At 72.4% G+C, this 10,907-nt stretch carries 10 protein-coding genes; 7 read left to right on the forward strand and 3 right to left on the reverse strand.

Annotated features, from left to right (window positions below; genetic code table 11):
- Positions 1–24 precede the first annotated feature (24 nt).
- A complete protein-coding gene (locus L2I40_RS11315) occupies positions 25–1,005 on the reverse strand; it encodes a tripartite tricarboxylate transporter substrate-binding protein (RefSeq protein ID WP_237215062.1) in 981 nt (326 codons plus the stop codon).
- 254 nt (positions 1,006–1,259) lie between these two features.
- Here L2I40_RS11315 and L2I40_RS11320 point away from each other — a divergent pair, with 254 nt between their 5' ends.
- From L2I40_RS11320 to L2I40_RS11330, 3 genes are all read left to right on the forward strand, one after another.
- Positions 1,260–2,351, forward strand: a complete 1,092-nt coding sequence (locus L2I40_RS11320; RefSeq protein ID WP_237215063.1) for a TRAP transporter substrate-binding protein — start codon at positions 1,260–1,262, stop codon at positions 2,349–2,351.
- A 51-nt stretch (positions 2,352–2,402) separates the two neighbouring features.
- The gene (locus tag L2I40_RS11325) at positions 2,403–2,903 is read left to right on the forward strand and encodes a TRAP transporter small permease subunit (RefSeq protein ID WP_237215064.1); all 501 of its coding nucleotides are present in this window, start codon (positions 2,403–2,405) and stop codon (positions 2,901–2,903) included.
- An 82-nt stretch (positions 2,904–2,985) separates the two neighbouring features.
- The gene (locus L2I40_RS11330) at positions 2,986–4,554 is read left to right on the forward strand and encodes a TRAP transporter large permease (protein ID WP_237215065.1); all 1,569 of its coding nucleotides are present in this window, start codon (positions 2,986–2,988) and stop codon (positions 4,552–4,554) included.
- A 4-nt stretch (positions 4,555–4,558) separates the two neighbouring features.
- On the opposite strand, the gene L2I40_RS11335 is transcribed toward L2I40_RS11330, so the two are convergent.
- Complete coding sequence (locus tag L2I40_RS11335; RefSeq protein ID WP_237215066.1) at positions 4,559–4,939, reverse strand: YkvA family protein; 381 nt, start codon at positions 4,937–4,939, stop codon at positions 4,559–4,561.
- 207 nt (positions 4,940–5,146) lie between these two features.
- Here L2I40_RS11335 and L2I40_RS11340 point away from each other — a divergent pair, with 207 nt between their 5' ends.
- The 4 genes from L2I40_RS11340 (at position 5,147) to L2I40_RS11355 (ending at position 9,991) form a co-directional block, all read left to right on the forward strand.
- Positions 5,147–6,700 carry an ABC transporter ATP-binding protein gene (locus L2I40_RS11340; RefSeq protein WP_237215067.1) on the forward strand — a complete coding sequence of 518 codons (1,554 nt, stop codon included), beginning with the start codon at positions 5,147–5,149 and terminating at the stop codon, positions 6,698–6,700.
- Positions 6,700–7,773 (forward strand): ABC transporter permease, encoded by a 1,074-nt coding sequence (locus L2I40_RS11345; RefSeq protein WP_237215068.1) that lies wholly within the window; start codon positions 6,700–6,702, stop codon positions 7,771–7,773. Before L2I40_RS11340 ends, L2I40_RS11345 begins: the two co-directional genes overlap by 1 nt.
- A 145-nt stretch (positions 7,774–7,918) precedes the next feature.
- Positions 7,919–8,836 (forward strand): ABC transporter permease, encoded by a 918-nt coding sequence (locus L2I40_RS11350; RefSeq protein ID WP_237215069.1) that lies wholly within the window; start codon positions 7,919–7,921, stop codon positions 8,834–8,836.
- 75 nt (positions 8,837–8,911) lie between these two features.
- Positions 8,912–9,991 carry a BMP family ABC transporter substrate-binding protein gene (locus L2I40_RS11355; RefSeq protein WP_237215070.1) on the forward strand — a complete coding sequence of 360 codons (1,080 nt, stop codon included), beginning with the start codon at positions 8,912–8,914 and terminating at the stop codon, positions 9,989–9,991.
- A gap of 72 nt (positions 9,992–10,063) precedes the next feature.
- On the opposite strand, the gene L2I40_RS11360 is transcribed toward L2I40_RS11355, so the two are convergent.
- Positions 10,064–10,907: heavy metal translocating P-type ATPase (locus tag L2I40_RS11360; protein ID WP_237215071.1), on the reverse strand; the 844-nt coding region annotated here is incomplete at its 5' end.

A 10,907-nucleotide genomic window follows, 5' to 3' on the forward strand; every position in this document is an offset into this window, starting at 1 on the left:
GCCCCGGTCGTCCAGCCGACCCGGTCAGTTCTCCGGCTGGAAGCCGCTGGCGCGCACCACCGGGCCCCACTCGTCGCGCTCGCGCCGGATCCGGTCGGCGAAAGCCTGCGGGCTCGCCGAGGTACCGGCGCTGAATTCCAGGCGCTCGAGCGCCGCCATCATCTCGGGCTGGCGCGCGACCTGGGTGATCGCCGCGTGCAGGCCCTGGACGATGGGAGCCGGCGTGCCGGCCGGCAGCAACGCGCCGAACCACTCGTCCTTGGAGAGGTCCGGGTGCCCGAGCTCGCGGAAGGTCGGCACGTCCGGGAAGCGCGGATTGCGCGCCTCCGAGGTGACGGCGAGCATGCGCGCGCCCTGCCCGTGCTGCGGCGAGACGTCGCCGAGCACGCCGACGAAGACCGGCAGCCGCCCGCCGACGAGGTCCTGCACGGCCGGCACGGCGCCGCGATAGGGCACATGGGTCATCCGCACCCGCAGCGCATTCGCCAGCATGACGCCGAGGAAGTGCGGCGCCGAGCCCGCGGCGGGCGAGGCGAAGGGGATCTCGCCTGTTTGCGCGCGCAGCCAGGCGACGAGCTGGTCGAAGGTCCGCGCCGGGTGGCTCGCCGGCACCGCCAGCGTGAAGGGGAAGGTGCAGACGGTGCTGACCGGGATCAGGTCGGTCAGCGCATCGTAGCGCACCTCGCGCGGGAAGACATGCGGCTGCAGCGTCAGCATGGAGGCCGGCGTCTGCAGGTAGACGGTGCCGTCCCGATCGGCGTCGCGGACATGCTCCACGGCGATCCGGCCGGCGGCGCCGACGCGCCCGTCCACGATCAGGTTCGGCGCGTAGATTCCGCGCAGCCGTTCCGCGTAGAGCCGGGCCACGACGTCGGAGGAGCCGCCGGCCGGAAAGCCGATCACGACGCGCGCGTTGCGCTGGACCACCTGGGCCTGCGCGAGGCCCGGCAGGGCAAGGGCAGCGCCGAGGCCGAGCGCGGCGCGCCTGCGGATGGCAAGGGTCATGGATGCTCCTCCCTGATGTCGTTGCGGAGGATGTGACGCGTGTTCCGCGCGGCGTCCAGGGGGGAGGCTGCGCGCGGAACGCCGCCCGCCCCGGGGCGGGCATCCGGTGCGGCGGCACCCTGCGGCTGCCGCCGTTCCGGGCAGCCCCTGCCCCCCGCGCGGTGAAAGAGGCCGCGACAGCCGCTTGCGCCGGCCGGGAGGTTGCGGGAGTTTGGCGCGAGACCGTTGCGGTCACAGAGGAAGGATCAGGTCGCATGGACCGTCGTGGGTTGATCAAGGGCGCCGCGGTCGGCGGGCTTGCCTCGGCTTCGCTGGCGACGCCGGCGCTGTCGCAGGGGCGCATCGAGTGGCGCATGGTCACGCTGTGGCCGCGCAACCTGCCCGGCCCGGGCGTGGCGGCGCAGCGCGTCGCGGACCGCATCGGCGCGGTGACCGGCGGGCGCATCACCGTCCGCCTCTTCGCCGCCGGCGAGGTGGTGCCGGCGCCGGGCGCCTTCGACGCAGTCGCGGCGGGCACGGCGGACCTCTATCACGGCGTGCCGAGCTTCTGGATCGCGAAGTCGCCGGCGATCGGCTTCTTCGGCAGCTTCCCCTACGGCATGACCGTCTATGAGCGGCAGGCCTGGATGATGCATGGCGGCGGGCAGGCGCTGTACGACGAGGTCTATGCGCGCTTCGGCGTGAAGCCCTTCAACACCGGCGACAGCGGGCCGCAATGGTTCGGCTGGTTCCGCCGCGAGATCCGCTCGATCGAGGATTTCCGCGGCCTGCGCTTCCGCACCGCCGGCCTCGGCGGCGAGATGTTCCGCCGCGCCGGCGCATCCGTCGTCACGCTGCCGGCGGGGCAGATCTTCGCCGCGCTGCAGTCCGGCACGATCGACGCGGCCGAGTTCCTCGGGCCGTTCAGCGACGCGCCGCTCGGGCTGCACCAGGTGACGAAGAACTACTACTGGCCGGGCGTGCAGGAGCCGTCGAGCGCGGAGGAGATCGGCATCAACCTCGGCCGCTGGAACGCCCTGCCGGACGACCTGAAGGCCTCGGTGCGCTTCGCCTGCCAGAGCGTGGCGGAGGAGATCACCACGGAATACGACGCGAACCACCCGCGCGCGCTGGCCGAGCTCGTCTCGCGCCACGGCGTGATCCCGCGCGAGGTGCCGCGCGACGTGCTGATCGCGCTCGGCAACTCGGCGGGCGAGATCCTGGCGGAGTACCGCGGCTCCTCCGACGCGATGGTGAAGCGCGTGGCGGACAGCTACACGGAGTTCCGCAACCGCAGCCAGGGCTACATGATGATGTCCTACGGCGCCAACTTCCAGGCGCGCGCGCTGCCGATCCGCTGGGGCTGAGGGCTGCAACTCCTCCTCCGGATCGCCGACGCCCATGACGCCGCGAGCCGCGTGCTCGCCCGCGGCGTCATGTGGCTCGCGCTGGCCGTGGTGCTGGCGCAGTTCGTCGTGGTGGTGCTGCGCTACGCCTTCGCATCCTCCTTCGTCTGGATGCAGGAGAGCGTGATCTACCTCCACGCCACCCTCTTCATGCTGGCGATCGGCTACACCTACTTGGTTGACCAGCACGTGCGGGTGGACGTGCTCTATGCCCGCTGGACCATGCGCCGGAAGGCGGCGGTGGACCTCGCGGCGATCCTGATCGCGGTGCTGCCGTTCTGCGCGCTGGTGGTCTGGGCGTCCTGGGGCTATGCCGCCGCGTCCTGGCGGCAGGGCGAGGGGCCGATGGCCTATGGCGGCGTGCCGCTGGTGCCGGCGCTGAAATCGCTCATCCCGCTGATGGCGATCCTGCTCGGGCTGCAGGCCGTCTCGATCGCCATCCGCTGCGTCGCCGTGCTGGCCGGCGCGGCGGCGACGCATTTCCCCCATCGCGCGCATACGGGCAGCGCATGATGGCATACGCCGCGGGCCGTAGCCGGTCCGTCCCCGGTCTCCGGTCCGAGCCGGAGGCAGGCTCAGACCAAGGCGATCAGGGATGACCACCTCCGCCATCGGGCAGGTGCTCGACCTGCTCATGTTCGGCTCGCTCTGCCTGCTGATCCTGACCGGCATACCGGTCGTGTTCCTGCTGACCGGCTGCGCCATCGTCTTCGGCGGGCTCGGCATCGCCTTTGGCGTGTTCGACAGCTTCCTCCTCGCCGCCCTCGCCCAGCGCATCTTCGGTACCATGACGACCGAGACGCTGGTGGCGATCCCGCTCTTCGTCTTCATGGGCATCATGCTCGAGCGCTCGCGCATCGCGGAGGAGCTGCTCGAGGCGATGGGCCGGCTGTTCGGCACGGTGCGCGGCGGGCTGGCGATCAGCGTCTCGGTGGTCGGCGCCCTGCTCGCGGCCTCCACCGGCATCGTGGGTGCGACGGTGGTGACGATGGGGCTGATGGCGCTGCCGGCGATGCTGCGCCGCGGCTACGACAAGCCCTTCGCCTGCGGCACCATCTGCGCCGCCGGCACGCTCGGCCAGATCATCCCGCCCTCGACCGTGATGGTCATCCTGGGCGAGGTGATCGCGGCCGCCTACCAGCAGGCGCAGCTCGCGCAGGGGAAGTTCTCCGTCGAGACGGTCTCGGTCGGGCAGCTCTTCGCCGGGTCGATGATCCCGGGGCTGATGCTGGTCGGGTTCTACATCCTCTACCAGCTCGTCATCGCCTTCCTGCGGCCCGAGCTCGCCCCGGCGATCCCGAAGGAGGAGGCGGCGCGCATCTCGACGCGCGAGCTGCTGGATGCGCTGGTGCCGCCGATCGTGCTCATCGTCGCCGTGCTCGGCTCGATCCTCGGCGGCATCGCGACGCCGACCGAGGCGGCGGCGGTCGGCGCCATCGGCGCCACCATGCTGGCCGGGCTGCGCCAGAAGGGGCGGCCCTGGCCGATCCATCTCGGCGCGCTCTGCGCGGTCGGCGTGGTGCTGCTCGGGATGTTCTTCGACCTCCGCCTCGGCCGCGCGGACCCGCCGCCGGCGGACCAGGCCGCGCTGGTCGCGGCGGCTGTCCTCTGCCTCGGCCTCGGCTACGGCGTGGTCGTCGCGCTGTGGCGCTGCCACGCCGCCGGCGTGCTCGCCGCCGTGTCGCACACCACCATGACCATCACCGCGATGATCTTCGCGACCCTGATCGCCGCCACGCTGTTCAGCCTGGTGTTCCGCGGCCTGGGCGGGGAGGAGACGGTGAAGGAGCTGCTCTCCGCAATCCCCGGCGGGCAATGGGGGGCCCTGCTCGCGGTGATGGCGGTGATCTTCGTGATGGGCTTCTTCCTCGATTTCGTGGAGATCACCATCATCGTCGTGCCGATCGTCGGGCCGGTGCTGCTGGCCATGGGCATCGACCCGATCTGGCTGGCGGTGCTGATCGCGCTCAACCTGCAGACGAGCTTCCTGACGCCGCCCTTCGGCTTCTCCCTCTTCTACCTCGGCGGTGTCGCGCAGAAATGGGTGGGAACGGGCGACATCTACCGCGGCGTCGTGCCCTTCGTGCTGCTGCAGCTCCTCGCCATCGGCACGGTCATGGCCTTCCCCGCCCTCGCCACCTGGCTGCCGAACCTGCTCTTCTGACGGATCAAGGCGCCGCGCTGGGCCAGAGCCACCAGAGCAACAGCGCCGCCGCCGACACCCACAGCGCGACGACCAGCGCGGCGCCCAGGCCGCTGCGCGGCTGCCGCGCGGCCTCCTCCGCCTCGGCCCGGCACTCGGCGAGGATCGCGGGCGGGACGAGGCGCCGCACCAGCAGGATGCCGAGCGGGACGATCACCAGGTCGTCGAGGTAGCCGAGCACCGGGACGAAATCGGGGATCAGGTCGATCGGCGACAGCGCATAGGCCGCGACCGCGAGCGCCGCGGCCTTGGCGTACCAGGGCGTGCCGGGATGCCGTGCGGCCAGCCAGACGGCGTGCACGTCCCGCGTGAGGGTTCCCGCCCAGGCCTTTGTGCGCGCCAGCATGCCCCTTTCTGCACCCATCCGGGGCGCGGCCCAAGCCTGGCGCCCGGGGGCCGCGCCCCGGGCCCGCTTCCCAAGCCCCATGCGGATCGCTATGTGCCGCGCGGGGGAGAGGGCGGCCCGATCAGAGGCCGCCGGGGAGACACAGGGACCGGCCATGGGGCCGGCCACCGTGCACGGCCAACCCCAACCGGGATCCCTCGCCGCCGCATGCCCCCCCTCATCGAAGCCCAGCAGATCGTGAAGCGCTTCGGCTCGCTGGTCGCCAACGACCATGTCGACCTGACGGTCGCGGCCGGCGAGGTGCATGCGCTGCTCGGCGAGAACGGCGCCGGCAAGTCCACGCTCGTGAAGATGCTCTACGGGCTGCTGCAGCCCGATGAGGGGCGCATCCTGTGGCGTGGCGAGAAGCTGGTGCTGAACGGTCCGCGCGATGCGCGCCGCGCCGGCATCGGCATGGTCTTCCAGCACTTCTCGCTGTTCGAGGCGATGACGGTGGCGGAGAACGTGGCGCTCGCGCTGGATGGCGAGGAGCCCCTGCCCCGCATCGCCGCGCGGCTGGCCGAGGTCAGTCGTGCCTACGGCCTGCCGCTCGAGCCGCGGCGCGAGGTCTGGCAGCTTTCGGTCGGCGAGCGGCAGCGGATCGAGATCGTGCGCTGCCTGATGCAGGACCCGCAACTGCTGATCCTAGACGAGCCGACCTCCGTCCTGACCCCGCAGGAAGCCGAGGGGTTGTTCGCGACACTCGGGAAGATCCGCGCCGAGGGGCGTGCGGTGCTCTACATCTCGCACAAGCTCGAGGAGGTGCGGCGCATCTGCGAGGCCGCGACCATCCTGCGCGGCGGCAAGGTGGTGGCGCGCTGCGACCCGCGGCAGGAAAGTGCGGCGAGCCTTGCCCGCATGATGGTCGGCACCGAGGTCGGCAGCGTGCGCCACGACGCCGCCGAGCCGACCGGGCCGGTGCGGCTGTCCGTCTCCGCGCTGTCCATGCCGCCGGCGGAGGCGCATGGCGTCGCGCTGAAGGACATCTCGCTGACCCTCCATCGCGGCGAGATCCTCGGCATCGCCGGCGTCGCGGGGAACGGGCAGGACGAGCTGTTCGCCGCGCTGTCGGGCGAACGCTTGGCGCCGCGCGCCGAATCGGTCGCGCTGGACGGCACGGCGGTGGGCCGCGAGGACATCAACGCCCGCCGCCGCCGCGGCGCCGCCTTCGTGCCGGAGGAACGGCTGGGCCACGCGGCCGCGCCGCGCTTCTCGCTGTCGGAGAACGCGCTGGTATCGGGCCATGCGGCGAACGGCTTCGTGCGGGGCGGCTTCGTGGAGCGCGGGCGGATGCTCGGCTGGGTGGACGCCGTCACCAAGGCCTTCGACGTGCGCAAGGGTCCGCGCGACCCGGAGGCGCGGGCGCTGTCCGGCGGCAACCTGCAGAAATTCGTCGTGGGCCGCGAGATCCTGCGCAAGCCTGCGGTGCTGGTGGTCGCGCAGCCGACCTGGGGCGTGGATGCGGGGGCCGCGCAGCTGATCCGCCAGGCGCTGGTCGATCTGGCGAAGGAGGGCGCCGCGGTGCTGGTGATCAGCCAGGACCTCGACGAGCTGCTCGAGATCGCCGACCGCATAGCGGTGATCTTCCACGGGCGGCTGTCGCAGGCCATGCCGGTGCAAGGCCTGACGCGCGAGGCGCTCGGGCTGCTGATGGGCGGGTCGGGCTTTCCGGCCGATGATGCCGCGCCGGGCGCCGCCGCACGCGAGCGGGAGCCCGCCTGATGCGCCTCATCCTCGAGAAGCGGGCAGAGACGCCGCTCGCGATGACCATCGCCTCGCCGCTCATCGCGGTGGCGCTGACGCTCGTCTCGGCAGCGGTGATCTTCCTCGCCATGGGCCAGGATCCCTGGGCGGCTCTGCATGTCTACTTCGTCGCGCCGCTGTCGGATTCCTGGGGGCTGCAGGAAGTCGCGGTGAAGGCGACGCCGCTGGTGCTGATCTCGGTCGGTCTCGCGCTCTGCTACCGTTCGAACAACTGGAACATCGGCGCGGAGGGGCAGTTCCTGGTCGGCGCCATGGCGGGCGGCTGGCTGGCGCTGGCAACCCATGGCGCGCCGCAGGGGCCCTGGCTGCTGCCGTCGATGCTCGTCGTCGGCGCGATCGGCGGCGCGCTGTTCGCGCTCATCCCCGCGGTGCTCAAGACGCGCTTCGGCGCGAACGAGATCCTGACCTCGCTGATGCTCGTCTATGTGGCGGAGCTGCTGCTGGACTGGCTGGTGCGCGGGCCCTGGCGCGACCCGCAGGGCTTCAACATGCCGGTCACCGTGACCTTCGAGCCGGAGGCCGTGGTGCCGCTGCTGCTGGAGGGCGGGCGGCTCAACCTCGGCACGCCGATCGCGCTGCTGGTGGTGGCGATCGTCGCGGTGCTGGTCGGCCGCACGCTGAAGGGCTTCGAGATCCGGCTGGTGGGCGAGGCGCCGCGGGCCGCGCGCTTCGCCGGCTTCGACGAGCGGCGCCTGACCTGGACGGTCTTCGCCATCTCCGGCGCGCTCGCCGGCTTGGCGGGCATCCTGGAAGCGGCGGGCACGGTGCGCATGCTGCAGCCCGGCATCTCGCCCGGCTACGGCTTCACCGCGATCATCGTCGCCTTCCTCGGCCGGCTGAATCCGGTCGGGTGCCTCATCGCCGGCGTCTTCCTGGCGATCACCTTCATCGGCGGCGAGAACGCGCAGATCATGCTGCGCATGCCGCTCGACGTCACGCGCGTCTTCCAGGGGCTGCTGCTGTTCTACGTGCTGGCCTGCGACACGCTGCTGCTCTACCGGCCGCGGCTGGTGCGGAGTGCGGCGGCGTGAGGGCCTTGCGCGACAGGCGGCCTGCGCAGCAGGCCGAGGCCGCGAATGCGGCCCGCGGCACGCGCCGCGAAGCGTCACGCCCCAGGCGTGCTGTCCGCACGACGCGCGCGGATGCGCGCGCCCGGCGTCTGAGGGCAGCCGTATCATGACGCTGCTAGAGGCGATCCTGCTGACGGTCATCACCGCCTCCACGCCGCTGCTGATCGCGGCGATCGGCGAGCTTGTGGTGGAGAAATCCGGCGTGCTGAACCTCGGCGTCGAGGGGATGATGATCATGGGCGCGGCCTGCGGCATCGTCGCCGCGATCGCGACCGGGTCGGGGGCAGCCGGCGTCCTGGCCGCGGTGCTGGCGGGGATGGCGATGGCCGCGCTCTTCGCTGCGCTGACGCTCGGCCTCGCCGCCAACCAGGTCGCGGCGGGGCTCGCGCTGACCATCTTCGGCATCGGCCTGTCGGGCGTCGTCGGCGCGGCGCATGTCGGCGCGCAGCGCGAGGGCATCGGCAAGCTGGAGATCCCGCTGCTGTCCGATATCCCCTTCCTCGGGCCGGTGCTGTTCGGGCAGGACCCCTTCGTCTACGCCTCCTTCGCACTGACCGCGGGCGTGGCCTGGTTCCTGACGCGCACCAAGGCCGGACTGATCCTGCGCGCCTGCGGCGAGAGCGCGGCGAGCGCGCATGCGCTGGGCTACCCGGTCCTGCGCATCCGCTTCCTGGCGATCCTGTTCGGCGGCGCCTGCGCGGGGCTCGCGGGCGCATACCTGTCCCTGGTGCTGACGCCCTTCTGGACCAGCGGCATGACGGCCGGCCGCGGCTGGATCGCGCTCGCCATCGTCGTCTTCGCCTCCTGGCTGCCCTGGCGGGCGGCGCTCGGTGCCTATCTCTTCGGCGGCATCACCATCCTGCAGCTGCATGCGCAGGGGGCCGGCTTCCGGGTGCCGCCGCAGCTGATGTCCGCCCTGCCCTACCTGATCACCATCGTCGTGCTGGTCGCGATCATGCGGCTGCGCCGCGGCGGCACGGCGGGGCCGGCCAATCTCGGCACCCCCTTCGTCCCGGACCGCTGAAGGCTTGGCCCGCGGCATGAAAATCGCTTAATCAACCGCCCACAGGCCCATACGGCCGCAACAGGAGCCCCGCGCATGACCCTGACCCGCCGCCACCTGCTCGGCACCGCCGGCGCGCTTGCCGGCGCCGCCGCGCTCGGCACCAGCGCCGAGGCGCAGCAGCGCCTCAACGTCGGCGTCGTCCTGATCGGCCCCGTCGGCGACTTCGGCTGGTCGCACATGCACGACCAGGGCCGCCGCCGCATGGCGGAGGTGCTGGGCGACCGCGTCAACGCGACCACCGTCGAGTCGGTCGCGCCGCCCGACTTCGACCGCGTGGTGACCCAGCTGGTGCGCACCGGTCACCGGCTGATCTTCACCACCAGCTTCTCCTACTTCGCCCCCACCCAGCGCCTCGCGCCGCAGCACCCGCAGGTGTTCTTCGAGAACGCCACCGGCCCAACGACGCTGCCCAACATGGCGATCTACAACGCGCGCTTCTACGAAGGCCGCTACATCCAGGGCGTCATCGCCGCCCGCAAGTCGCGCAGCAAGACGATCGGCTACGTCGCCACCTTCCCGGTGCCGGAGGTGATCCACGCCATCAACACCGTGATGCGCGGCGCCTGGAGCGTCGATCCCTCCATGCGCGTGCGCGTGGTCTGGGTGAACGCCTGGTCGAACCCGGCACGCGAGGCCGATGCGGCGCGGGCCCTGATCGACCAGGGCTGTGACGTGCTGTGCAGCCACACCGACGGCCCGGCGCCGCTGCAGCTGGCGGAGCAGCGCGGCATCTTCGGCTTCGGCCAGGCTTCCGACATGACGCGCTTCGCGCCGCGCGCCCACCTGACCTCCTCGGTCAACAACTGGGGCGACTACTACGCGGAGCGCGCGCGGGCGGTGATCGACGGCACCTGGCGCCCGACCGACACCTGGGGCGGCCTCGGCTCCGGCATGTTCCGCATGGCGCCCTGGACGAACATGACGCCGGAGGAAGTCAGCGAGGCGGAGCGGATCCGCGACGCCATCGCCTCCGGCCGCCTCCACCCGTTCGACGGCCCGATCACCCGCCAGGACGGCACGGTGGTGATCCCGCAGGGCGGGCGCCTGACCGACGACCAGATCCGCGCGATGAACTACTTCTACCAGGGCATCGACGCGACGATCCCGAGCTAGGCTCGGCGGCTCGCCGGACGAAGGGGGCCAGCGCCGCGGCGCTGGCCCTTTTTCGTTGGGCACGCGCCGCGGTCAGCGAGGCGCCTCGGCCGACAGGCTGGCCAGGATCTCCTCCTCCGCCGCCAGGTGCAGCCGCAGCAGCGCCTCGAGCCCGAACAGCGCGCGCCGCAGTTCCGGCCCGACCGAGTCCCAGTCGCCGCCGTCGCGCGCCAGGCGCAGCAGCACGCCGATCCGCTCGGCGAGCGTCTCGATCTCGGCATGCATGCGCAGCAGCGACGCCATCGGATCGATACCGCCGAGACGCAGCGCCGCCTCCGGGTAGAGCGCGCGCTCCTCCTCGCGCTGATGCGGCAGCAACTCGGCCCGCAGGCGCCGCTCGATGCCGTCGAGCGCGGGCAGCAAGCCGGGCGACGGTCCGATCGCCTCCGCCCCCTCGCGCAGCGCATCCGCCAGCTGGCGCAGCCCGGCATGCTCCGCATGGCGCTCGGCCAGCCCCGCCTCGGGCGGCAGCGCCATGGGCCCGGCCTCGGCGGCGCCCGGGCGCAGCGCCGTCAGCGCGTAGAGGATGGCGAAGACGTCGATCGCCTCCTGCACCAGCGCGCCGGCGAGCGGCGTGAGGTAGCCGGCGGCGGCGACCACCATGGCGAGGCCCGACAGGCCCATGCCGAGCCAGATCGCCTGCAGCGCGATGCGCCGCGCGCGCCGCGCGATGGCCAGCGCCTCCGCCACGCGGTCCACGCGGTCCACCAGCAGCACGACGTCGCCGGCTTCCGCGGCGGCGGCGGTGCCATGCGCGCCCATCGCGATGCCGACATCGGCGGCGGCGAGCGCCGGCGCATCGTTCACGCCGTCGCCCACCATGGCGGTCGGCGCGCGCTCGGCCTCCTCGCGCACCGCCGCGATCTTGTCGGCCGGC

The organism is Falsiroseomonas oryziterrae (assembly GCF_021864505.1).
Classification (GTDB): domain Bacteria; phylum Pseudomonadota; class Alphaproteobacteria; order Acetobacterales; family Acetobacteraceae; genus Falsiroseomonas; species Falsiroseomonas oryziterrae.

Excerpts from the sequence above, each read along its gene's own strand:
- L2I40_RS11315 (WP_237215062.1), bottom strand. The coding sequence starts at position 1,005 with ATGACCCTTGCCATCCGCAGGCGCGCCGCGCTCGGCCTCGGCGCTGCC.
- L2I40_RS11320 (WP_237215063.1), top strand. The coding sequence starts at position 1,260 with ATGGACCGTCGTGGGTTGATCAAGGGCGCCGCGGTCGGCGGGCTTGCC.
- L2I40_RS11330 (WP_237215065.1), top strand. The coding sequence starts at position 2,986 with ATGACCACCTCCGCCATCGGGCAGGTGCTCGACCTGCTCATGTTCGGC.
- L2I40_RS11335 (WP_237215066.1), bottom strand. The coding sequence starts at position 4,939 with ATGCTGGCGCGCACAAAGGCCTGGGCGGGAACCCTCACGCGGGACGTG.
- L2I40_RS11340 (WP_237215067.1), top strand. The coding sequence starts at position 5,147 with ATGCCCCCCCTCATCGAAGCCCAGCAGATCGTGAAGCGCTTCGGCTCG.
- L2I40_RS11345 (WP_237215068.1), top strand. The coding sequence starts at position 6,700 with ATGCGCCTCATCCTCGAGAAGCGGGCAGAGACGCCGCTCGCGATGACC.
- L2I40_RS11350 (WP_237215069.1), top strand. The coding sequence starts at position 7,919 with ATGACGCTGCTAGAGGCGATCCTGCTGACGGTCATCACCGCCTCCACG.
- L2I40_RS11355 (WP_237215070.1), top strand. The coding sequence starts at position 8,912 with ATGACCCTGACCCGCCGCCACCTGCTCGGCACCGCCGGCGCGCTTGCC.